This window comes from Nonlabens sp. Hel1_33_55, from assembly GCF_900101765.1.
GTDB lineage: Bacteria > Bacteroidota > Bacteroidia > Flavobacteriales > Flavobacteriaceae > Nonlabens.
Genome location: NZ_LT627735.1, coordinates 2,571,160 through 2,595,127 on the forward strand (window position 1 = coordinate 2,571,160; position 23,968 = coordinate 2,595,127).

Genomic DNA, 23,968 nt, shown 5'->3' on the forward strand with positions numbered 1-23,968 from the left:
TCAATTTTTAAGTACTGGAAGCGATTCACTTCCCTGTGGTGTCGTGATTTTCAAAAGATAGGTGCCAGTTGGTAAATCGTCAAGTGATAAATCGTTTAATGGCTGGAAAACCCTGAGGCTTTGGCCGCTTAAGTTAAACAATTCCACCTTGTTAATGACGCCTGCTCCATAGATGTGAATCTGGTTTTTAGTTGGGTTGGGATAAAGGGATATCGCTTTCGCGAAAGCGAACTCATCACCAGCACTAAGCACATCACCGGCATATTTAAATACACCAGATGTATCTTCATTATTTGTAAAACCGCCGCTGTAGCCAGTGTTCTGGTTCAAAAATGCAACGTCAACATGCTGCACATTGTCAATATTTGTCCAGGTCAAACCGTCGTTAGTTGAGTAAGAACTACCTTGAAAATTAGGATCAGAACCCACACTGACTATCAAACTGCTGGACGGTATGTATGCAATATTATCGCCATAGGGACCAGCAGTACCGCTTGTCACAATCTCTGTCCAGGTTTGACCAGAGTTCGTAGTGCTGTAGATAGCGCCAGCATTTGTCTGTAAAATCCCCTTTGAGCCATTTGCAAAACTGAGATCTCCAGATATATCCTCACCGCCAAAATCACTTATGGGCGACTGATATACATTCCAATTCAATCCACGATTTGCCGAGTGAAACACTCTTCCAGCACTTGTCGTAAACCATATGGAATCTCCTGATGCTGTATTTTGGGCGAGGTAACCAGTTTCATTATTTTGTGGTGCAGGTATGTTTGCAGTGGCCACTTGTGTAAAATTTGTACCGCCATCAGTTGTAATATAGATTTCCCAATTGCCATTGATTGGATCACCTGTTACTACACCGTTATTGGCATCAAAAAAATGGATGGTATTGGCAAAACTGTTCGCTGAAGAAAATGCAGTCTGGCTGGCTTTATTCCAAGAAGCGCCGCCATCTTCGGTTTTCCAAATGCCGCCTTGTTGGTCTGCAATTCTAGGATAAACCGCTATAAAAGCAACCTGATCATCGATGGCAGCGATATCGCCTATGCCAAGATTCGTATTGCCGACAGCTATGATACCCGCATTCCAAGTAAGACCAGCATCAGTCGTTCTTGAAAACTGCTGGATGTTGTTATTGGGATTGATACCATTGTAGCCTATTCCCCAAGCTACATTTTCATCCACGATGGTAAATCTAGAAATACCGGTAGATTCTGTCGGAAAATCAGAATCTACCTCATTCCAAAATTGTGCCTGTGAACTTAAAGTGAATAAGACAGATAGGCTTAGAAGTAATAATCTATTCATAAGAAATTCTCTAAAGTTATAAATGTAGAGAAAATCCGACTGCAGGGCTCGCAATTAGGCTTTAACGAGTTTGTTTTTGATCAAATACTCGGCTATCTGCACCGCATTAGTAGCAGCACCTTTTCTCAAGTTGTCAGACACGATCCACATGTTAAGGGCATTTGCCGCAGAATGATCTCTTCTTATACGACCCACAAAAACGTCATCTTTCCCATGAGCCATGAGTGGCATAGGGTACAAGTTCACATCTGTATTGTCTTGAACGGTTACGCCATCCGTATCTGCAAGTATCGCACGTACTTCAGACTCTGTAAAGTCATTGTGGAACTCTACATTCACAGACTCTGAATGTCCACCAACAACAGGAATTCTAACAGCGGTTGCAGTAACTGCTATGGTCTTATCGTCTAATATTTTTTGAGTCTCACGAACTAATTTGAGCTCCTCTTTAGTGTATCCATTTTCTTCAAAGACATCACAATGAGGCAATGCATTCCTGTGGATCTGGTATGGATATGCCATCTCGCCTTTAGTGTCAGTATATTCATTTTCTAATTGCTTGACAGCCTTAACACCAGTACCGGTTATGGATTGATAGGTTGAGATCACCAGTCTTTTTATCCCATATTTTTTGTGAAGAGGTGCAAGTGCCATTACTAACTGTATCGTGGAGCAGTTAGGATTTGCAATAATTTTGTCAGTTACAGTAAGCTGGTCTGCATTGATTTCTGGAACGACCAATCTTTTTTCGGCATCCATGCGCCATGCGCTGGAATTATCAATTACTGTTGTACCTACCGCAGCAAATTTGGGAGCATGTTCTAGACTCACGCCACCACCAGCAGAAAATAAAGCAATTGCTGGCTTCATATCAATGGCATCCTGCATGCTTACAACCTTATAGGATTTGCCTTTGAAAGATACTTCAGTACCAACAGATTTTTCTGAAGCTACTGGGATCAACTCAGTTATATCAAGATTACGTTCTTCAAGAACTTTGAGCATCACCTGACCTACCATGCCAGTAACGCCTACAACAGCTATTTTCATTAGTTCAAAATTTAAGTTCGCAAATGTAAGTGTCAATGATTTATAAACCCAATAGTTACGGTTTTTAAGAATCGAAAAAGCCGCTTCTGGAAGAAACGGCTTTTAAACTATGATAGGAATATGGGATTAGTTTTTTGCTCTAATCGCATCTCTAATTTCTACAAGTAGCTCTTCTTGAGTTGGACCTTTTGGAGCTGCAGGAGCAGGCTCCTCTTTTTTCTTGGTTTTGTTGTAGGCACGAACGATCATAAATAGTACAAATCCTACAATGATCAAGTTGATAATCGTGTTGATCCATTCTCCATAAAGAATAGCGTTTTCTGCAACTTCAACAGTACCGTCAGCAGCAACTACGGCCTCGCTCAATACAACCTTGAACTCAGAGAAATCTGTACCACCTGTAAAGTGCCCTACAATAGGCATCATGATCAACTTCACAAATCCGTTTACTACAAGTGCTGTAGCACCGGCAAGCAATACAGCTACCGCTAGATCGATGACGTTACCTGTCATGATAAAATTCTTAAATTCTTTAAGCATAATTAATTTGGTTTAATGGTTAAGCTGCTAAAAATAATTCATTAACAGATATTTAAGAAAACATAATTGTAAGAATGTAGCTGCTATTAGATAATCTGTAAGAAATAATCGCTGTAGTTATCCCATATAATAACGTGGCACCCTATTCTGAATACCGGTCAATAATTCATAAGAGATCGTACCGGCTTTTTCTGCCATATCTCTGGCTGGATGGTCTTTATCAAATAGAACCACCTCATCACCAATTTTGCAATCAATGCCTGTAATGTCAATCATAAACATGTCCATGCATATAATTCCCAACGCAGGCGCCCATTTCCCGTTGACCCTAACGCTGGACTTCCCATAACCATATATGCGGTTGATACCATCACCATGACCTAACGGTATAACGGCATAATCCATATCTGTTTCTGCTATATGACTGCGATTGTAGCTCACACTTTCACCTTTTTTGATATGCCTTATTTGTGAAATGTTTGATTTGAGTGACCCTATTGGGCGCAAATCAGCATCAAATTTTAGATCATTTCCATAACCATAAAGCCCTATTCCAGAACGCACCATATTATAATGGCCGTCGTTATAATTGAGAATTCCACTTGTGTTATCTGTATGACGTAAGCATTTGTAACCCAAAAGTTCTTCAAATTGATTTGATAGATGCTCAAAACTTTTGATCTGACCCATTGTGAAATCCCTCTCATTTAAATCCTCACTCGCAGCTAGGTGAGACTGTAGGCCACGTACTTTGACAACTGCTGTACCGTTTAGTAATTCTATGCATTTTGGCACGTCGTTAGGGTCTATACCTAAACGGTTCATTCCTGTGTTGAACTCTAGATGGATGGGATATGATTTTTGGGAGTTCGCTTTCGCGAAAGCGATAAAGGCTTCCAGCATCTCCACACTATAAATTACCGGTTCCAAGCAACGATCTATGCAAGTCTGTAACGTATGTTGTTGTGCATGTAAAACCAAAATAGGTTTTGTAATTCCAGCATCACGTAGCACAACGCCTTCTTCCACATAGGCAACGGCAAAATAATCCGTTCCCAACTCTTGAAGCTTCTGGGCAACTGGAACAACGCCATGGCCATAAGCATTTGCTTTGACAACGCTCATAAATAGCGTGTCCTCTGGAATTTTAGATTTTAAATATTGAAAATTATGCGCGAGTGCGGTTAGGTCAACTTCAAGTCTAGTGCCTGTAAGTGCCATTTAGGAGCCGGTTTTATTCTTTATTTCTTGAGCGTCATTCACGGCGATATCTTTTACCTTACTTGTAAGCATCGCTTTGTAGTAGGCGCCGCGACTTAAAGGTTCATATTCCTGATGTTCACCCAGGACGACCACACTTTCATCATTTGACTTACGGTAGCTGTATTGTGCGAGATTGCCTGTGCGCGTGCATACGGCATGGACTTTAGTAACATATTCTGCTGTTGCCATAAGGGCAGGCATGGGACCAAAAGGGTTGCCTTTAAAATCCATATCCAGACCTGCTACAATGACTCTTATACCACGATTAGCGAGGTTATTACAAACGGCAACAATTTCATCATCAAAAAACTGGGCTTCATCTATTCCTACAACCTGGCAGCCTGTTGCTAGCAATGGGATGTTAGCCGCTGCAGGTACTGGTGTAGAGTGAATTTCGTTAGAATCATGAGAGACTACTTTCTCTTCATCATACCTTATATCGATAGCCGGCTTAAAGATTTCAACCTTCTGGTTGGCAAATTGAGCTCGCCTTAACCTGCGTATTAATTCCTCAGTTTTTCCTGAAAACATGGACCCACAAATGACCTCGATCCAGCCGAATTGCTCTTCATGATTAACCGTATTTTCTAGAAACATTTTGTAATTTACAGGCTCTAGCAGGATGCCGTTTGTTCCTGCTAGGATTCCAAAAATACAAAGAAACACACGGCATAGAAACCCATTATGAAAAAGAAAATAGCCGCAGACCTCACTAGCCTCGCACATCGAGTATTACAAATCAAGGACAAGGATAATGTGCAAGAACTACAAGCGATTGCCAAAGATTTATATGAAAAGCTTACCGTACTGGTATTTACTGAAAAGCACTTCTCTGACATAAAACCTACCGCAGGCAATCGTGAGGTACAAGAGAAGATGAATCTAGCATTTGAAGATGCTCAAAAGGATATCCAGAATGTTGCAAATGATGTGGAGCAAGTCATGGAAGAGGCGCAACAGGAAGCTAGAGAAACCTTTTCTACAAACGACCTTAGCGACCTTTTTGTTCCAGAACAGGACAACCGTGAAATCATGGATCTACCAGGAATTTCTACCATTAGTAAAATGGTTACAGAAATGCCTGAAGAAGAGCCGCAAGCACCACAACAAGACTCATCTAAAGAGGGCGATTATAGATCCACGGGTAAATTGCCTAATAGATATAGAGATTCATTCACTACCAACAGCTTAAACGATCTTGAAGTGCCAGAAGATGATGATCGTGAAGAGATGGATTTACCAGGAATTGCGACAATCAATAAAATGATTACAGAAATGCCTGACGATTCATCGCAAGCAACTCAGCCAAAGCAACCTAGTTCTTCAAAAACAACGGATCTAGAACAGCTCACGGCAGATTTCCAGACTATGCCCGTATTTGAGCGCAAGTCAGATTTAAAAGATCCAGACAAGCCACAATCCCTTAACTCAAAACTAAATAAAGGGCTCAAAATAGGAATGAATGACCGCATGGGTTTTGAAAAGCATTTATTCAATGGAAATAGTCAGGATTTTAATAGGGTCTTATCGCAGCTCAACACGATCACATCATATGATCAGGCTCAAAATTTTATTCAAACTATGATCAAGCCGGACTATAATAACTGGGAAGGCAAAGAAAGTTATGAGAACCGATTCCTTGAACTTATAGAGCGCAAGTTCCAATAAAGTGATCTTAATGAAATACGCCTATTGGATTATCACAGGATTATTATGTCTCATGCTCACTGTTTCGGCGGGATTCTATATTTTTCAAAATGCTGAGGTCGCCTCAGAGTTTGTGAAGTTGGGGTTTCCAACTTGGGTGATCTATCCATTAGCGGCTGCCAAACTCTCTGCTGTTGCAGTCATTCTTCTAAGAAAGAATAGAGTACTTGTAGAATGGGCGTACGCAGGTTTGTTTTTTAATATTCTACTGGCAGCGATTGCCCACATAACTATAGCAGATGGCGAGCAATGGAGTGCAGTCGTGGCATTGATCCTATTGATGTCTTCTTATTTCTTGGGGAAGAAGGTGAGGCCTTTTTAACATTTCGCTTTCGCGAAGCGAACTTTTCTAAACTTCAATGTATAAAAAAACCTTCTAGAATTCCTAGAAGGTTTTTTGTTTCGTTTAGATGCTGAATCGAGTCAGCATAACAAAAAGTTTATTTTTAATTATTCAAAGCCTCTGCACCACCTACGATCTCAAGGATCTCGTTTGTAATGGCTGCTTGACGTGCTTTATTGTAAGTCAGTTTCAATTGATCTCTCAATTCGGTTGCGTTGTCTGTTGCTTTGTGCATTGCAGTCATACGAGCACCGTGCTCACTTGCCCAAGAATCACGAACTCCTTTGTAGAGTTGCATTTTAAGCGATTTAGGAATCAATTGCTCTATGATTTCTTCTTTTGAAGGCTCATAAATGTATTCTGTAGCATTTGTAGGTGCTTCTCCTTCAGTTTGCGCTAGAGGCTTCAATGGCAAAAAGTCTTCACTCATTACTTCTTGAGTGGCAGCATTTTTAAAGCTATTGTATACAATAACAATCTTGTCAAATTCACCATTTACAAATAGCTCCATCAGTTCTTCTGCAATAGCAGATACCTTTTCAAAAGAGATATCGTCAAACAAGTCACTCTTGTTGGATTGGATCGTAGACCCTTTCTTTGCAAAATCATTAGCTTTTTTACCTATCGTCATGTAAGACACAGCTGCACCATTCAAGTCTTCCTTATTCAAGCGAATAAGCTCCTTGATAATATTGGAGTTAAAAGCACCAGCAAGACCACGATTGGAAGTGATCGCAACAACTAGCGCTCTCTTTACCTCACGTTGTTCAGCGTACTTACTACCAGCATCGCCTTCCATTGAGGCGCTTAGGTTTTGAAGCAATTCCGTTAGCTTATCAGAATACGGGCGCATTGCTGTAATAGCATCTTGTGCCTTTTTAAGCTTTGCGGCACTCACCATCTTCATAGCAGATGTAATCTGCATCGTAGAGGATACTGAGGTTATTCTATTACGTATTTCCTTAAGATTCGCCATTTGTTTATGAGGTTAGAGTATGGAGTATAGAATATGGATCTCCATATTCTATACTCTAAAATCTATGTTCTTAATAACGAGAAGATAAATCCTTAGCAACTGATGTCAATGTATCAATCACTTCATCAGTTAATTTACCAGCTTTCAACGTATCCAAAGTTCCTCGATGCTTAGCATTAAGAAGCTCTAGATAATCTCTTTCAAATTCTTTTACTTTCTCAATCGGCACGTTTCTTAGAAGGTTTTTAGAACCTGCATAGATAATGGCGATTTGGTTTTCTACTGGATAAGGATTGTTTTGAGCTTGTTTCAAGATCTCCACGTTTCTTCTTCCTTTTTCAATAACGCTTAATGTAGCAGCATCTAGGTCAGAACCAAATTTTGCAAAAGCTTCCAGTTCACGGAAAGCCGCTTGATCCAGTTTCAAGGTACCAGCAACTTTCTTCATCGATTTGATCTGTGCGTTACCACCTACACGAGATACCGAGATACCTACGTTAATAGCTGGACGTACACCAGAGTTAAACAAGTCACCATCTAGGAAGATTTGACCGTCAGTAATCGAGATTACATTTGTTGGAATATAAGCAGAAACGTCACCTGCTTGTGTTTCGATAATAGGCAATGCAGTAAGTGATCCACCACCTTTAACGATAGGCTTCAAACTTTCAGGAAGGTCATTCATCTCTGCAGCAATAGCATCATCATTGATCACCTTTGCAGCACGCTCCAACAATCTTGAGTGCAAGAAGAAAACGTCACCTGGGTACGCCTCACGTCCTGGTGGACGACGTAACAAAAGGGAAACTTCACGGTAAGCAACAGCTTGCTTAGACAAGTCATCATAAACAATCAATGCAGGACGACCTGTATCACGGAAGTATTCTCCAATCGCTGCTCCAGCAAACGGTGCATAAACCTGCATAGGTGCAGGATCTGATGCATTTGCAGCAACAATAGTAGTATAAGCAAGTGCTCCAGCTTCTTCAAGAACCTTTGCGATCAATGCAACCGTAGATGCTTTTTGACCTATAGCTACATATATACAATATACTGGCTCGCCAGCATCGTAAAATTCTTTTTGGTTGATGATCGTATCGATACAAACAGTAGACTTACCTGTTTGACGGTCACCAATAACCAACTCACGCTGGCCACGACCTACAGGGATCATCGCATCAATAGATTTGATACCAGTTTGCATAGGTTCAGTTACCGGCTCCCGATAGATAACTCCAGGAGCTTTACGCTCAAGTGGCATCTCATAAAGATCACCTTCAATAGCACCTTTACCATCGATAGGTTGTCCTAGTGTATTTACTACACGACCCACGATTCCTTCACCTACTTTAAGGGAAGCAATGCGTTCTGTACGTTTAACCGTATCACCTTCTTTGATCTCGATGGATGGACCTAAAAGTACCACACCAACGTTATCTTCCTCAAGGTTCAATACGATACCTTCCATACCACTCGCAAAGGAAACAAGTTCTCCATATTGTGCGTTTGAAAGACCATAAACACGTGCGATACCATCACCTACGGTAAGAACGGTTCCCACTTCATCAAGCGATGCCGTAGCATCAAAACCTGAAAGTTGTTGCTTAAGTATTGCAGATACTTCTGCTGGATTTACTTCTGCCATGTTGTTCTATTTAATCTATTGCTGCGGTCTTTGAAGACCTATATTGTTATTGTTGTTATCGCTTTCGCGAAAGCGAGATACTTCACCAGCTTACTTACCAGCGAATTCTCTTCTCAATTCTCCCAAAGTGCTGTGCACGCTGGCATTAATTTCTTTATCGCCAACTCTTAGAATAAACCCACCTACAATACTAGGATCTATTTTCTTTTCAAGAGTTACCTCAGTTCCTGCTAATTCTTTTGCCTTTGCAAGAACTTTTGCTTCTAATTCTGGAGTGATTTCTACCGCTGTAGTTACCGTAGCAACCTCGCGTTTGTTCATCTCTTCAAAAAGAAGGATGTATTTTGTAGCTATATCGCCTAGAATATCTGCACGTTGATTGTCAACGATCAAATCAAAGGCTCCCATCGTGATGCCACCAGCCTTGCTAAAAATCTGACGTAAAGCTCCTCTTTTTTGATCTGACTTCACCACTGGGCTTTTCAAGAAATCCTGCAGCTCTTTATTACCGTGAACGGTCGTGAGCACAGATTTCATTTCATCATTCACGGCAGCCGCTTCCTTTTTCTCTATAGCGAGATCGAGGATGGCTTTTGCGTATCGGGATGCTGCTCTTGAAAGTTTCATAATCGTTTTCTAGATATTGGCTTCAGCTAGCATTTTGTCAATAAGGGCAAGCTGTGCATCTTTTTCAGAAAGTTCCTTTCGGGTAACTTTCTCTGCGATTTGAACAGAAAGTTCTGCTACCTGTGCTTTGATATCTGCAAGCGCCACTTTCTTTTCTGATTCTATTGCTGCTTGAGCGTTTGCAATGATCTTGTCAGCTTTGGCTTGTGCCTCGCCAGATGCATCTGCAATCATTTGCTCTTTGATCTCACGAGCTTCTTTCATCATAGCATCACGCTCTTCACGAGCTTGTTGTGCTGCTGCTTGATTGGAAGCTTCAAGGTTTGCCATTTCAGTTTTGGCATTCTCTGCTGCTTTCAACGCATTTTCAATTCCTTGCTCACGCTCGTCTAGGCTTCCTAAAATAGGCTTCCATGCAAATTTCCCTACAAGAAAAACGATCAGTAGGAAAATAACGATCTGCCAGATGAATAGACCTATCGAAAAATCATTAATTAATTGCTCCATGATTAAATGGTGTTTTTTTAAATTTTAATAATCACGGCCTAACAACCAACCGTTGCACGGCCGTGAATTAAATTGTGCTTTGTTACTCTTCTTCTTATCCTAGAAGAAGTGCAGCAAAAGCAAAACCTTCCAAAAGTGCTGCGATGATAATCATCGCTGTTTGGATTTTACCGGCAGCCTCAGGCTGACGTGCAATTGCTTCCATTGCTTTTCCACCGATCTGTCCTAGACCGATACCAGCTCCGATTGCAATAAGTCCTGCACCTACAATAGTTGGGATTTCCATAAACTAAAATTTAAAAATTAAACAAAACGTTCTCTAACTTCATCTACATCGTCTTCTTCTGCATGAGCATGTTCTGGATGATCATGCTCTGCTACCGCCATACCAATAAATAAGGCAGATAACAAGGTGAAGATATACGCTTGTAGAAAAGCTACTAGTAATTCAATGAGTGTGATAAAGATGGCAAGGACAAAATAGAATATCCCAAATCCTGTTGTTGCTCCAGCACCTATTGCCATATCTGTTTTTGCAACGGTGATTGCTCCTAATAATGTGAACAATACAACGTGACCAGCAGTAATGTTTGCATACAAACGTACAAGCAGTGCAAAAGGCTTAGTTAGGGTTCCCAATAATTCGATTGGGATAAAGAATATTTTCATGATCCAATGAACGCCTGGCATCCAGAAGATGTGCTTCCAATAATCTGCATTAGCGCTAAAGGTTGTAATCAAGTAAGTAATCAATGCTAAACTTACGGTTACCGCTATATTACCTGTAAGGTTCGTTCCTAGCGGAGTCAATCCCAAAAGGTTGGCAATCCAGATAAAGAAGAACACGGTAAGTAAGTAACCTATAAACTTCTTGTATTTCTTCTCTCCAATGTTAGGCTTAGCAATCTCGTCACGTACATAAATAACCAATGGTTCTAATACACGGCCAAAACCTTTAGGAATAGAGCGTGTTTTGTATTGTTTAGCAAGACCTCTAAAGATGAAGAAGATGATTAAACCTACCAGTAGAGCGACAAGTACGTTTTTAGTAATAGAAATGTCAAAGGGCTTTGCATTATCTGGGTGATGATTTTCCTGTGGTATGAAATCTTCAGGACCATTGACCTTGTAGATCTTACTGTGGAATAGTTGGTAATAATTCCCATTTACCTCTGCAATCTCTTCACCGTGATGAAACTTTGAAGACATAAAGACTTGCAAACCATTGTCCCAAAGGATTACAGGCAATGGAAGGCTTACAAAAAAGTGCTCTTCGGCAATTTCAAAAAGGGTGAAGTAATGAGAATCCTGTAAGTGGTGTGCTATAAAATTCTCGACCTCGTTTTTAGTATTTACGGCATCACCTTCACCATATTCTCCACCATCAACTTCATCAAAGACGATTTTCTCACCTTCAGTTAATGGGTGTTGGTGTTCTTGGGCGTTCGCTTTCGCGAAAGCGATAAAAACCAAAGCAAAAAAAGCTGTTTTTAAGTAAGCTCTAAACATGTAAATCACCTTAAAAAGTTAGGTCCTTTAATTCGGGTGCAAATGTATGACAAAAAACTATGTTAACCTTAGCAAGAAAAAGGCTTTTTTTTGATCCACAACGGCTGGTGGTTGTATTGTATAATTAGGTCTTATTGAGCCACTTGACAACCAGTGCTGTTTCAACTCCCAAAAAGATAAAATAAGGAATAAGAAAGGATAGAATCTCACCTCTGGAAAGATCTGGATCGTCACCTATCAATTGCGGAAAAAGCAGTAGCGCTGCACCGAACTTTACAAAGACCGTCACTAGAAAAGCATATCCCAACTGGTTAGGTACCAGCGAGTATAAATAATGCATCCCAGAAACAGACAGCAAAGTTGCTATGCCTAAAAAGGCATAGAGTTTCACCAGATTAAAAACAGGGTCTGCTTGCAAATAACCGTGAAGGAAAAATCCAACAACAGCCATGATCGCGATAAAGAGAAATGATTTAAGGTAGAAGTTCACTAAGAATGGGATTAATTAATCAACAGGTTACTTACTGTTGTCTTCATATTTATTAATGCGTTTTAACTGGATAAGAACCACATAAAGCGATAAGCCTACACCTAGTAAAACACCTATTGCTGTAAAGAGTTTGTCATACCCATAGCGATCATCCAGCCAGGTTCCCAGCCATGCCAGTCCACCTATGATTGCAAGCATCTGGATTGCAATCCCAGAAAAAATCGCATAAGCCCTAAGCGGATTTTCCCTGCTGGCCATTATCGTTGAGTGATTTGACACCGCTATTCATAGAACAAGATGCGTTGAAAGTAGCTCCAGGTTCTACAGCAAGTTTGTTGGTAACAACATCACCTTCAATATGAGCTGAAGATTTTAGCGATAACAAGCCGCTCACTTTGAGATTGCCAGAAAAGGCTCCTTCAATATCTGCATTGGAACATTCTAGTGTCCCATCGATTTTACCGTCTTTGCCTATGACCACTTTTGCAGGTGTGGTGAGTGTTCCTATGACTTCACCATCGATTCTAAAACCAGCCTCGCTGTTGATATCACCCTTGATGGTGGTACCTTTTGCGATTCTATTTTGGGAATTTCCTAATATCTCGTTTGCTTTGTTGGACTTCATAGGGGTTGTAATTAAAGTGTCTTGATCATGTAATCATTTAAACTTTTGTAGACCTGGACAATTTTATAGTTATCAGATGATATGGCTACAGGCATTGATGGTAACTCCACATTATTATCTGGATCATCAAGGTAGGTCGCTACTTGCGCCGCTTTTTCCTTAGAGTTCATACCGTGAATGACCAGTAGTGATTGCTCTGGAGTATATACATCAATGGAATAGCTAATGTTGTTACCCAATGATTCAATTGGTTGAGCAAGACCAGTCTTTAGGTCACTGATAAGCTGGTCGTTTGTTGCATCAATTTGATAAACCAACTTAAAATTAGTGCTGTTTTCCTCTGGAGCAAACTCGCTGGGTATAGCCAGTTTTTCTGCATCTGCAGCTAGGGTTGCGGCCTCTTGGCCTACTTCGCTACTAGGATAATTTAAGGCGATAAAATCCAGCCCATCTTTGTAAGCCTGGAAACCGTACAATCTACCAGAAGCATAGGTCTTTAAAAGTTCCAGCTTAGGAATAATGGGATCACCAGCAAACCGAATGATCTGATTGTTTGCCTGCTCAATCACGGTTGCAAAATTCTCTTGCTCGTACTGTTTGAAGATTATGTTATAAACACCTTCGGCAGTCTCGCTATTGTCAAAGGTTCCGGTAGGATTTTGAAGAATCTGCGCATATCTCGTTTCAGGATATTGCGATATGATAGTGGATTTGTATTGTTCCGCTTTCGCGAAAGCGAGATCATTTCCATCACCTGAACCATCGCGACCCATCAGGTATAGATTATACAACGTAGGAAGCAATAATTTTTCTTCTGGTTCAAAAGTCAATAGCTTTTCAAACCTGTTAATAGCAAGATCATTGCGTTTGAATTTCTCCTTATAAAGTACGCCCAGCTGGTAGTAGGCAAAATCACGAGAGTCTGCAATGCTGTCCAATGCCACTTGTCCCTGCGGCAATTGGTCGATGTAATAGGAAGCGAGATATTCTGGAGCCACTGAATTATTGATGGCGGTCACATTACCTTCTGTCGCTTCATCAATTAGATTGCTGCTCAAACTGGTAAGATTCCAATTGTCCTTAAGCGCCCGATTTCCCCATACCGCACGGAACTGCAACTTACCTCTAGCAACGGTCGCTGGTATATAAAAGTAGAAACCGCTGTTAGTGCTGCTTGAAGGTCCCAGATCATCAATTCCCGCGCCGCTAGGTGGTCCCAATCTATTTCTGTTGACAGCATTGTTGGTTTGCACAGTGGCGAGTGCTGTTTTTTGTTGGGCAAGATTTGCCTCTTCAATGGCGGCCTGTTCTGCTAGTTGTGCCTCGCGAGCCTTAATTTCTTCAATGTAGTTGCTGTAGTAGCTTTCTCTTTCAATGTCGCTCAATGCTAGAATTCCCAAAACGCTATCTGCACTGCGGCGATTGTTCTCGTATAGAATAATGTCTGCTAGGTTCTCTCGCTTCTTTAAAACGGCGCGCTGCTCTCTGGACTTGTCCTCATATCTTGTGGAAGCACTATCAAAATATTTTCCAGCGGTTTCAAAACGAGCGTCGTCAAAACTGATCCGCCCTAAAGCATCATAAGTATTTCCCTGTAGGTAAGGATCTCGATTACCAGCCTTTAACGATCGATTGTAATAGGCAATGGCTCCATCCACGCTATCTTTTGATTCCAGATAAATCGCTTTGCGATAGTTGATAATATCCAACCACGGTCTGTTCTCGCGGTTTTCTTCCAGCTCGTTGAGTACTTCTAGAAATTCCTCATCAGATTGTTCTATGGTGTCTCTAAGCTTAATTTTCTCAATAAACGCGTTGACATAATAATTACGAGGAATTTTTCTATGCAACTCTATTACTTCATCAAAATGAGCGATGGCGCTGTCGCGCTGTCCAGCCTTTGCAAATAACTGTCCTGCAATGTATTTGTAACGACCTTCTGTCGCTCTGACTTTTGTTTTTTGAGCCGCTCGGTTCATGTAGATGAGCGCACTGTCTACTTTGTCGACATTGAGGTAGGCTTGTGCCAGTGTAGCGTTAGCAAGAATCAATTCTTCACGTTTGATATCAAGACTGTCTTCCTTTATAAGTTCTTGCAGATTTTCAATAGCGATCTCATTGTTTTCTAATCGCATGTTGGTTTTCTCGCGCCAGATTTTAGCCATTCTGATCTCATCAGATTCTGGCATAAACTGTAAAACGTAGTTGAATGCTTCTAGCGATGGAATAAAACGCTGGTCATAGTAGCGCGCTTTTCCCAGTAACATATAGGCTTCATCGATTTGAGGATTTACCTCTTCACCATCGATAAGCATGCTGTGTTTTTGAACTGCCTTCACTGCTTTTTCTTCAGCTAGTTCAAAATTGGGATCAGATTGATCGTCTGCACTTACTCGTATGGCTTCCTTCACTGTCAGCCTTTCAACGGGTAGAATGTCCCAATAGTTATCTCTATAGCTAGCCTCAATATTATCAAGTCCAGCCTGCAGGGCAAGATTACCATTATAGAGAACATTATATTCAGTTCCTACGGCATGCAGATTTCGGCTAATAAAAGAGTCATTCTTGCGGCTACAACTGGCAAGTATGAGCAGCAGGCAAAAAATGATGGTAGTAAAAGCAAAAATGTTTTTCAAACGAGCTTCTTTTTTCTAGCTATCATAACTGTAGGGAAGTGATGATATTGTGAATCGTTCAAAAATAAGGAATTATGTAACGAGCCAGCAAATGGCACTATCGACTTATTTAATAGGGATGGTTTTCTTAGAGAAAATACTTTTTAAGCCATATTGATTTCCAGACTGGGTTTTCTCGATGTGTGGTTTAGGAATCAATAGCATAATGACAGCTACAGGAAAAAATATTCTAAAGTAAGTTGGCACAGGAAAAAATTGTAACACAATTAAAGTCAATGTCAAAAGGGAAAACGCAATCAAAAAATATATAAGGTAAGTTTTGAACTTTGCGGTCACGGCATTTTCTACTTAATGTAAATAATCCGCTTAGAAAAGATACTTTTCAAGCCATACTGTCTTCCTGATTGCGTTTGTTCAATATGTGGTTTTGGTGAGAGGATCATGCCAATGGCTAGAGGTACAAATGTCAACCAGATGCTAGGCTCAGGATAAAACTGAACCATGATAAACCTTGCAATAAGGAATACAACCATGAAACTTAGGCCGTAAATGAGGAATACTTTGATTTTAGGTGACATAATTACTCTTCTTCAGTAGTTGTCATGGGAGCAGCTTCTTGCGCTGGAACTATGTGTAGTTCACTAATTCCCATGAAATATTTTTCCAGCTGGCCAAAGGTAGCTGCATCTTTCACTTGATCCATCACCACTTTCCCTTTTTCTAACAATACGACGCGTTGTGCAACCTCAGTCACGTGAATCAAGTCGTGGCTAGAGATAAGCATCGTCACATTGGGATCGTCAGAAAGATCCTTGATAATGGCTTTCAATCTAATCTGCGTGGATGGATCTAGGTTTGCAAAAGGCTCATCAAGAATAATCACTTCTGGACTACCTATCAATGCGGCAATGATTCCGACTTTTTTCTGGTTACCCTTAGAAAGGTCGCGCAAGTATTTTTTCTGGCCTATCGCTTCACCGTTAAAAAAGTCTGCATGTTTTACCATGAGCGCATCAATATCTGCTTTGTTCTGACCGCGCAACTCACCTATAAAATAGAAGTACTCCTCAGGTGTTAGATAACCTATAAGGAAGCTCTCATCGACAAAAGCACTAGTAAACGGCTTCCAGTCCTCGCTCTCATTTACTTGAATTCCGTTAGATAAAATGTGTCCGGTTGTAGGCTCAATAAGATCCAATAATAGAGAAAAAAGTGTGGTTTTACCAGCACCATTATTTCCTACCAGCCCAACAGACTGCCCACGTTCTAACTGCAAACTGTCGATGTCCAATACGGTGGTGTCGTTATATTTTTTGGAGAGGTTCTGTATGTTGATCATTTTGATGTTCTTTAAAATTGGTTGGTAAGTGTATTTTGAGTTCGCTTTCGCGAAAGCGAACTACTTCAAGCATTCCTTCTATTAATCTTTCTGCGAGTAAGCAGCAATCGTATCGTACTTCTCATTCTTGTAAATATTTTCTACAAGAGTCAAAATCTTATCGCGGAACAATAGTCCCAGCAATCCAGTCACCGCTATCGCTATAAACCCAGCTTCCATACTTATGGTTAATGCAAACGCATAATATATAAGGACAGGCAGCACCATCTTAGGAATGATCAATAAGACCGTTTTGATATTAAACGCTTTACTATCACCAAAGGCTTTTTTATTGCTCGTCAAATCAATGGGTGTTTTTACAAACGCTCCACCTAACAAGGTCACCGATGCGTTCAAGCCTATGTTGTAAACGGCACCAGCGAGAATTGCATAAAGCCACTCAATACCAAAGTAGACATAAAAACAGCTCAATAACGTACTTATGGCAGTCATCACAACCATAAGCCACCATTTACTAAGCAGGAATTCGCGGTACGGTATATTTTGGGACATCATCAGTTTATAATAACTGCTATCCCAAGAAGGTACCAGTCCGCCAAAACTAAATAGGAAACCACCAGTACAAAAAAGCGCGGCAAACACTTTCCCAAAATCATTACCCGCATACATGTCTGACATGAAGAAGAGACCGTAAAAAACGAACAGGAAACCCATGATGAAAGTCGTACGTGCTCGCTTGTTGCGTTTGATAAGCTTGATGTCATTCTTTAAATAGGTAGATATCTTACCGAATCGATTTAGAAAATCAAGGTTTTCTGTTTTGGCTGTTTCTTGTTTGGTTTGAAGTCCAGCGTCAAGATATAGCTGACCTTTAAAGTAGATGTAGGCATATTGAGCCGTTGCTGCAGCTAGTGCCAGCGGCAATATAAAACTCCACGGCTGACTGTAGAAAAAGTCAAACATAGGTTGCGTGTAGCTAGTGATATCAAAATAGCCATAGAATTGAGTTGTTGCCAGCCCAACAATAATGATGACAACTGGATAAAACACTTTATCCAAGTTATTGAGAAAAATGTTCAAAAAATTGAGTAACAACGTGATGGATAGCATGGCGAGATGCCAACTTATAACGCCCACCGGATCATAGCCTTCAATCAGCAACACCACAGAAAATGGAATAAAAAAGAATGCTGGCATGATATTGAAAAAAGAAATAATCGTTTTACCCATGGCATACTTCACGATCTTTCCTTTTGTGAACGGCAGGTAGAGTAGTGGTTTGATATTGGCCACTGGCATCTTTTGAAAGAAGTATCTAAAAATAAGGTCGGCCGCAAACCAATAAATCAAAAATTTGTTGATCAATGAAAAAGGATCTGTGGCATTCAGCTTACCATCTTCTATAAAACCTTCAATGGCGTAGTAAATGAAAGCACCAGCACCAGCAAACTCTAGAAGAATGATTACTGCAAAAAAACCAATAAATATTTTGAAGAAGAGATTTTGCTTGAAAGCAGCAGATCTAGTAAAGCTTTTCCATTCTAGATTAGCAAAGATTTTGAACATGATCGATTTGGTTAGGTGCTACATTAGTGAAGATAAAATTAAAAATGTTACAACTCTTTTTGCGTTTCTTACTTTTGCAACCCAATTATTTGACTCATGATTTTCCACGAATTGCGCATTAAACAAGTCACCAAGGTTACCTCCAGAGCCGTTGAAATTATTTTTGATATTCCAGAGGATCTCAAAGAGAATTTTAAATATGATGCTGGACAATATTTGACGCTCAAGGCAAACATCGATGGGAACGAGGTACGCCGTGCATATTCTATTAGCAGTGCACCCAAAGATCCAGAGTTAATGGTGGTGGTAAAAGCGGTCGATAAAGGTGTTTTCTCTAACCACGCGATGAAATTGCGTGCTGGTGATATGCTGGAAGTAGCAGCACCAGATGGGCTTTTCATCCATGAGAAAGAGGAAAAAGGAAACTTTTTAATGGTAGCCGCCGGTAGTGGTATTACACCCATTATGTCCATTTTGAAAACGGCATTGATCAGTCATTCTGAGAATAAAGTAGCGTTGATTTATGGGAATCAGTCAGAAAGTCAAGCAATCTATCTAGAGCAGCTCAATGACCTGAAAGATGAATATGGAGACCGTCTGGTACTGAAATATTGTTATAGCCGCGAGGAGCGTCAGGATGCGTTGTTCGGTAGGATTACTAAGGGAAATCTCAATTATTTTTTGAAGCAGGATTGTGATGAGTTCGCTTTCGCGAAAGCGTACTTATGCGGCCCTGAAGAGATGATCCAGATGGCGCAGCTCAACCTGATAGAAAAGGGCTTGTTGAAGGAAGAAAACATCAAGTTTGAGTTATTCACATCAACCGAAAGTGATGTGGAAATCACAGAGGACAGTCACCTTTCAGAAATTTCAGTAACACTGGATGACGAGACACATACCTTCACTATGCGACGTGATGAGGTGATGCTGGACGTGATGCTCAAGAATGATATCGATGCGCCATATTCCTGTCAAGGCGGTATTTGTTCCAGTTGTATTGCCCTAGTAGAAGACGGCGATGTAAAAATGCGTAAGAACTCCATTCTTACAGATGAAGAAGTCAACGACGGTTTCACACTTACTTGTCAAGCCTGTCCAACAAGTGCTAAGGTTGCCGTGAACTTTGATGAGGTGTAAAAGAGATTACAGCCAGCAGTCACAGGTTTCAGCTATTTTAATACTTACAATAACCAAGCATAATAATTTGTTCATAGTTCATGTACCAAATTTTATGGCCATAACTGCATCATCACCTCAGATCAAGTTTCTTATCACTCCGAACTCCGAACTCCGAACTCCGAACTCCGAACTCCGAACTCCGAACTCCGAACTCCGAACTCCGAACTCCGAACTCCGAACTCCGAACTCCGAACTCCGAACTCCGAACTCCGAACTCCGAACTCCGAACTCCGAACTCTGAACTCTGAACTCTCAAACTATTTCGTATTTTCATAGCAAAGAATTTATTGCATGATTAATAGAACAGTGGCTGGTGTTAAAGAAGCACTCGCTGGAGTAAAAAGCGGTATGACGTTGATGGTAGGCGGTTTTGGCCTGTCTGGAATCCCAGAGAACAGCATCGCACAATTGGTGGAAATAGGCGCTACAGATTTAACCTGTATTTCAAATAATGCAGGTGTAGATGATTTTGGATTGGGTCTATTGCTCCAAGGCAAGCAAATCAAAAAAATGATCTCTTCTTATGTAGGAGAAAACGACGAGTTTGAACGCCAGATGTTGAGTGGTGAATTGGAAGTAGAACTTATCCCACAAGGAACCCTAGCCGAGCGTTGCCGCGCAGCACAAGCAGGAATTCCAGCTTTCTACACACCTGCAGGCTACGGCACAGAGGTCGCCGAAGGAAAGGAAGAAAGAGAATTCAATGGCAAGCCTCATATTCTAGAGCACGCTTTCAAAGCAGATTTTGCTCTTGTAAAAGCATGGAAAGGCGACACCGCAGGAAACCTAATATTTAAAGGAACGGCAAGAAACTTCAATCCAGTCATGTGCGGCGCTGCTATCATCACCGTTGCTGAAGTAGAAGAATTAGTGCCAGCAGGAGAACTGGATCCCAATCAGATCCACATACCGGGAATATTTGTCAAGCGTATTTTTCAAGGAGAAAAGTATGAGAAGCGTATTGAACAAAGGACCGTTAGAACTAAAAACTAATTTAAACATCAATTCTGGTCAAGGCTTAGCTCAGATCTAGAAGAGAACAAATTATATATGTTAGACAAAATAGGCATAGCAAAAAGAATCGCCCAAGAAGTTAAGGACGGCTATTATGTAAATTTAGGAATCGGTATTCCAACTTTGGTGGCAAACTACGTTCCTGATGGCATTGATGTAGAATTTCAGTCAGAGAACGGCGTTTTGGGAATGGGACCTTTCCCATTTGAAGGAGAAGAAGATGCAGACGTGATCAACGCAGGAAAGCAAACCATCACCACATTACCGGGCGCTAGCTTTTTTGATAGTGCGACCAGTTTTGGGATGATACGTGGTCAACATGTGGATCTTACCATTTTGGGCGCTATGGAAGTAGCAGAAAACGGTGATATCGCCAACTGGAAAATTCCAGGCAAAATGGTAAAGGGCATGGGCGGCGCCATGGACCTTGTCGCCAGTGCCGAGAATATTATTGTAGCCATGATGCATACCAATCGCGCTGGAGAATCCAAGCTTTTGAAAGAATGCAGTTTACCGCTCACTGGAGTGAATTGCATCACAAAAGTAGTTTCCAATATGGCCGTGATTGAAATAACAGACAAAGGCTTCAAGCTTTTGGAACGAGCACCTGGTGTTACTGTTGAAGAAATTCAAGCCGCAACAGAAGGCACACTTATAGTGGAAGGCGAGATTCCTGAAATGGTTATTTGATGAAGTTTAGATACATCATTGATCCACAATACCAATCGCAGGATTATTTCCCAATCGACCTTTCCATTCACAATTCATTTTGGGATAAAAATGACGTGAGCGACATTCTAACCATGGAAAATTTTCTGGAAGAACAGCGCAATACATCAGGAAAGTTTGTGGCGCATGGCGGTTACAAGGAGCAGCGCGCTTTGTATAGGAAATCGGCGAGATTTCAGGACGGTGCTGTTCGTGATGTACATATGGGCATCGACTTATGGGCTCCAGCGGGCACTAATGTTCATGCGATTATGGATGGAAAAGTTCACTCATTTGCAGACAATGATGATGCAGGCAATTATGGACCTACGATTATTCTGGAACACGATTATCAGGGCGACAAACTCTACAGTCTCTACGGTCATCTCTCTAAATCTGATATGCAGCGATGGGAAATAGGAGCTCGCTTTCGCGAAAGCGAACAAATTGCAACCCTAGGAACACCTCAAGAAAATGGTGGTTATTCGCCTCATTTGCATTTTCAATTAATGACGACCATGCAGGACTACGCTGGTGATTTCCCAGGAGTAATTGCCGAAAATGATCTTGAAAAATATTCAGAAATTATACTTGATCCCAATCCATTTATCTTCGGGTGATGGATCAACAGGAATTGCTGTCACTTCTCGCTTTAAAAAAGGCACCGCTTATAGGCGATATCATGGCCAAAAAGTTGATCAGAACCTTTGGCAGCGCAACAGCAGTTTTTGAACAACCTTATCGAGAGATTGCCGCCATTGAGGGAATAGGAGAGAAGAAAGCCCAATTCATCAGAGCAAAAGACCTTTTCAAAAAGGCAGAAGACGAGCTCAAATTCGTTGAGGAGAATAACCTCAAATACCGAATTTATTATAATGATGATTATCCAGAGCGATTAAAATATTGCGTCGATGGACCTATCCTTTTCTTTGAAAATGGATCCATTAACTGGAGCAATCCCTACACGTTAAGTATTGTAGGAACCAGACAAATTACTAGTCAAGGCAGCGCGTTTCTAGAAAAATTCATGGCAGAAATTGCGCCACTCAAACCTACCATCATCAGTGGTTATGCTTATGGAGTAGATATTCTTGCTCACAAGCTGGCGATAGAACACGGTTTACAAACAATTGCGGTGATGGCGCATGGATTGAATCAGACGTATCCGCGTAATCATGCAGCTCATAATATTGATGTCAAAAAGAATGGTGGCTTTATCACCGATTTCTGGAGCTCAGATACTTTTGATCGCAATAATTTTTTAGGAAGAAATCGCATCATTGCAGGTTTGAGCGAGGCAACCATCGTCATTGAAAGCGCTGATAAAGGCGGCTCGCTAGTAACGGCAGATCTTGCAGTTGGCTATAATCGAGAGGTTTTTGCAGTTCCTGGCCGTGTCAACGACAAATATTCTTCAGGCTGTAATAGTTTGATCAAACAAGCCAAGGCACACATGCTTACCACAGCAGCAGACATTCCATATATCTTGGGCTGGCAGAAAAATGAGGTTTCCATTCAAAAACAATTGTTTGTAGAACTGGATAAAGATGAACGAGCGATCTACACATTCTTGCAAGGTCAGGATAAAGAGCTGCTCGATATCATTGCCTTGAATACAAAGATGCCTGTACACAAGGTGGCATCCATTTTAATGTCTATGGAATTGAAAGGTGTGGTGAAACCGTTGCCAGGTAAATTATTTATGTTGTCGTAATTAGATAATACTGGCTATCGTGTTGGTAATTGTTACGCTTTCGCGAAAGCGGAATTCCCTACAGACCTCAATAAAAATATGGAGCAAAAAAAAGAGACCCTAGTTGGGTCTCTCTCTTTTCTACAATCTACTCTACAAATTGTACTATAAAATCGTTGTGTATTACTCTACGTTAAGGTAGATGCTGGAGATACCAGATACGGACTGTTGCATCATGGGCTTCATGTTTCCAGTGGTGTTCATGTCAAAGGCAAGTGCCATGCCACCGTTGGTAGCGCGCTCTGCCGTGTAAAGGACCTTTCCAATGTTGTCGTACTCAAGATCAACTGGGTTACCTAGCATGCTTTCTGCACCGCTTACCGTGTTTACCTCGCTTATCGTACCGTAAGCCTCAAGACCGCTGTAGATGACAGAGAAGTTCTTGATCGTGTGGATCGCACCGTCGCTGTCGTCCAATGGGTTTCTAACATCTGCAAGGAAGAGTTGGTCCTCAACCTCGTCATAGGTGATTCCTCTTAAGGACTGTGCACCTTCAATGGTGATCTGGTCGTCTGCAGTAAGCTCACCACTAGGCTTTGAGAAGAAGTCGTTGTAGACTGCTATCCTACCGCTGTTGTCGATGGCTGCATATAAGGTGTTACCCGCAAGGAAGATTCCCCAGTGTTGGTTACCGGTCTCATATACGTTTACCAGTCTAACACTGTTTGATGTGGACTCATATACATAGAACTTGTTGCTGTCGCGTGGTCCCGTAGCATCAGAGGATACCACGATACGGTCTCCAGAGATGGCAATGTCTCTTGGGTTCTCTACCTGTACGTCAGACATGATGGATGGTGCAAGTGCCGCACCGGACTCGTTGTTGTTGAGGTTCTCAAATACCAAGACGTTACGCTCTGATCTTGACGCCTCAAAAAGACAGTCGTTGATTGGATCGTAGTGGATACCGTTACCGTCTGTACTTGCAGACTTGAATGATTTGTTGGTGATGTTCTTTCTATCAGTCATATCAAACATGTTGATCTTGCCTGATGTGTTGCTGCCTGTAAATAAGGTTACCTTGGGACCGTTTACCAGTGCGCTGGTATCGTCGATACTATCCATGCCCTCAGAGTCAGTGGAGCAGGAAACAAAGGTTGCTGCTGTAAAAAGGATGGCTGCGGTGAGTGTAAATTTTTTCATTGTGTAGAGATTTAGATTGTTATCGTTTTATTGATGA

Annotated in this window: 25 protein-coding genes; 7 read left to right on the forward strand and 18 right to left on the reverse strand. The window is 41.2% G+C overall.

What is annotated here, in order from left to right; translation table 11 throughout:
- From BLO34_RS11540 to BLO34_RS11560, 5 genes are all read right to left on the reverse strand, one after another.
- On the reverse strand, nt 1-1,311 hold the full coding sequence (locus BLO34_RS11540) for a T9SS type A sorting domain-containing protein (RefSeq protein ID WP_090755475.1): 1,311 nt from the start codon (nt 1,309-1,311) through the stop codon (nt 1-3).
- A gap of 54 nt (nt 1,312-1,365) precedes the next feature.
- Nucleotides 1,366-2,361 (reverse strand): aspartate-semialdehyde dehydrogenase, encoded by a 996-nt coding sequence (locus BLO34_RS11545; protein ID WP_090755477.1) that lies wholly within the window; start codon nt 2,359-2,361, stop codon nt 1,366-1,368.
- Nucleotides 2,362-2,487: 126 nt separating this feature from the next.
- Nucleotides 2,488-2,901 carry a large conductance mechanosensitive channel protein MscL gene (gene mscL / locus BLO34_RS11550; protein WP_090755478.1) on the reverse strand — a complete coding sequence of 138 codons (414 nt, stop codon included), beginning with the start codon at nt 2,899-2,901 and terminating at the stop codon, nt 2,488-2,490.
- 117 nt (nt 2,902-3,018) lie between these two features.
- The gene (gene alr, locus BLO34_RS11555) at nt 3,019-4,122 is read right to left on the reverse strand and encodes an alanine racemase (RefSeq protein WP_090755480.1); all 1,104 of its coding nucleotides are present in this window, start codon (nt 4,120-4,122) and stop codon (nt 3,019-3,021) included.
- Complete coding sequence (locus tag BLO34_RS11560; RefSeq protein WP_090756637.1) at nt 4,123-4,761, reverse strand: thymidine kinase; 639 nt, start codon at nt 4,759-4,761, stop codon at nt 4,123-4,125. It abuts the gene before it with no gap.
- An 87-nt stretch (nt 4,762-4,848) separates the two neighbouring features.
- Between BLO34_RS11560 and BLO34_RS11565 the strand changes: the two genes are divergently transcribed.
- Entirely contained in the window at nt 4,849-5,832 is a 984-nt protein-coding gene (locus BLO34_RS11565; RefSeq protein WP_090755481.1) for a hypothetical protein, read from the forward strand.
- Between the two features lie 10 nt (nt 5,833-5,842).
- Nucleotides 5,843-6,193: a DoxX family protein gene (locus tag BLO34_RS11570; protein WP_090755483.1), complete on the forward strand. Its 351-nt coding sequence runs from the start codon at nt 5,843-5,845 to the stop codon at nt 6,191-6,193.
- A 124-nt stretch (nt 6,194-6,317) separates the two neighbouring features.
- Here BLO34_RS11570 and atpG read toward each other — a convergent pair whose 3' ends face one another.
- The 12 genes from atpG to BLO34_RS11635 all read right to left on the reverse strand — a co-directional run bounded on the left by atpG (nt 6,318) and on the right by BLO34_RS11635 (nt 18,134).
- A complete protein-coding gene (atpG, locus tag BLO34_RS11575) occupies nt 6,318-7,190 on the reverse strand; it encodes an ATP synthase F1 subunit gamma (protein ID WP_090755484.1) in 873 nt (290 codons plus the stop codon).
- A gap of 70 nt (nt 7,191-7,260) precedes the next feature.
- Entirely contained in the window at nt 7,261-8,835 is a 1,575-nt protein-coding gene (atpA, locus tag BLO34_RS11580; protein ID WP_090755486.1) for a F0F1 ATP synthase subunit alpha, read from the reverse strand.
- A gap of 90 nt (nt 8,836-8,925) precedes the next feature.
- Nucleotides 8,926-9,462 (reverse strand): ATP synthase F1 subunit delta, encoded by a 537-nt coding sequence (gene atpH / locus BLO34_RS11585; protein ID WP_090755487.1) that lies wholly within the window; start codon nt 9,460-9,462, stop codon nt 8,926-8,928.
- 9 nt (nt 9,463-9,471) lie between these two features.
- On the reverse strand, nt 9,472-9,969 hold the full coding sequence (locus BLO34_RS11590; protein ID WP_090755489.1) for a F0F1 ATP synthase subunit B: 498 nt from the start codon (nt 9,967-9,969) through the stop codon (nt 9,472-9,474).
- A gap of 94 nt (nt 9,970-10,063) precedes the next feature.
- Nucleotides 10,064-10,255: an ATP synthase F0 subunit C gene (atpE, locus tag BLO34_RS11595; protein ID WP_015361972.1), complete on the reverse strand. Its 192-nt coding sequence runs from the start codon at nt 10,253-10,255 to the stop codon at nt 10,064-10,066.
- A 17-nt stretch (nt 10,256-10,272) separates the two neighbouring features.
- Nucleotides 10,273-11,478: a F0F1 ATP synthase subunit A gene (gene atpB, locus BLO34_RS11600; protein ID WP_090755491.1), complete on the reverse strand. Its 1,206-nt coding sequence runs from the start codon at nt 11,476-11,478 to the stop codon at nt 10,273-10,275.
- A gap of 124 nt (nt 11,479-11,602) precedes the next feature.
- Nucleotides 11,603-11,968 carry a DUF6168 family protein gene (locus BLO34_RS11605; protein ID WP_090755492.1) on the reverse strand — a complete coding sequence of 122 codons (366 nt, stop codon included), beginning with the start codon at nt 11,966-11,968 and terminating at the stop codon, nt 11,603-11,605.
- A 27-nt stretch (nt 11,969-11,995) separates the two neighbouring features.
- Nucleotides 11,996-12,226: an AtpZ/AtpI family protein gene (locus BLO34_RS11610; RefSeq protein WP_090755494.1), complete on the reverse strand. Its 231-nt coding sequence runs from the start codon at nt 12,224-12,226 to the stop codon at nt 11,996-11,998.
- Entirely contained in the window at nt 12,201-12,593 is a 393-nt protein-coding gene (locus BLO34_RS11615; protein WP_090755495.1) for a polymer-forming cytoskeletal protein, read from the reverse strand. The genes BLO34_RS11610 and BLO34_RS11615 overlap by 26 nt, the downstream gene beginning before the upstream one ends.
- Nucleotides 12,594-12,604: 11 nt before the next feature.
- Nucleotides 12,605-15,229 carry a tetratricopeptide repeat protein gene (locus tag BLO34_RS11620; RefSeq protein WP_090755497.1) on the reverse strand — a complete coding sequence of 875 codons (2,625 nt, stop codon included), beginning with the start codon at nt 15,227-15,229 and terminating at the stop codon, nt 12,605-12,607.
- A 580-nt stretch (nt 15,230-15,809) separates the two neighbouring features.
- Nucleotides 15,810-16,568, reverse strand: a complete 759-nt coding sequence (locus BLO34_RS11630; protein WP_090755500.1) for an ABC transporter ATP-binding protein — start codon at nt 16,566-16,568, stop codon at nt 15,810-15,812.
- A gap of 81 nt (nt 16,569-16,649) precedes the next feature.
- Entirely contained in the window at nt 16,650-18,134 is a 1,485-nt protein-coding gene (locus BLO34_RS11635; RefSeq protein ID WP_090755502.1) for a DUF5687 family protein, read from the reverse strand.
- 96 nt (nt 18,135-18,230) lie between these two features.
- On the opposite strand from BLO34_RS11635, the gene BLO34_RS11640 reads away from it, so the two are divergent.
- The 5 genes from BLO34_RS11640 (at nt 18,231) to BLO34_RS11665 (ending at nt 22,749) form a co-directional block, all read left to right on the forward strand.
- Nucleotides 18,231-19,271 carry a ferredoxin--NADP reductase gene (locus BLO34_RS11640; RefSeq protein ID WP_090755504.1) on the forward strand — a complete coding sequence of 347 codons (1,041 nt, stop codon included), beginning with the start codon at nt 18,231-18,233 and terminating at the stop codon, nt 19,269-19,271.
- A gap of 333 nt (nt 19,272-19,604) precedes the next feature.
- A complete protein-coding gene (locus tag BLO34_RS11650; protein WP_090755506.1) occupies nt 19,605-20,306 on the forward strand; it encodes a CoA transferase subunit A in 702 nt (233 codons plus the stop codon).
- Between the two features lie 57 nt (nt 20,307-20,363).
- Complete coding sequence (locus BLO34_RS11655) at nt 20,364-21,017, forward strand: CoA transferase subunit B (RefSeq protein ID WP_090755507.1); 654 nt, start codon at nt 20,364-20,366, stop codon at nt 21,015-21,017.
- Complete coding sequence (locus BLO34_RS11660) at nt 21,017-21,655, forward strand: peptidoglycan DD-metalloendopeptidase family protein (RefSeq protein ID WP_197672888.1); 639 nt, start codon at nt 21,017-21,019, stop codon at nt 21,653-21,655. The genes BLO34_RS11655 and BLO34_RS11660 overlap by 1 nt, the downstream gene beginning before the upstream one ends.
- On the forward strand, nt 21,655-22,749 hold the full coding sequence (locus BLO34_RS11665) for a DNA-processing protein DprA (RefSeq protein WP_090755510.1): 1,095 nt from the start codon (nt 21,655-21,657) through the stop codon (nt 22,747-22,749). Before BLO34_RS11660 ends, BLO34_RS11665 begins: the two co-directional genes overlap by 1 nt.
- 162 nt (nt 22,750-22,911) lie before the next feature.
- Here BLO34_RS11665 and BLO34_RS11670 read toward each other — a convergent pair whose 3' ends face one another.
- Complete coding sequence (locus BLO34_RS11670) at nt 22,912-23,931, reverse strand: hypothetical protein (RefSeq protein ID WP_157686793.1); 1,020 nt, start codon at nt 23,929-23,931, stop codon at nt 22,912-22,914.
- Nucleotides 23,932-23,968 lie beyond the last annotated feature (37 nt).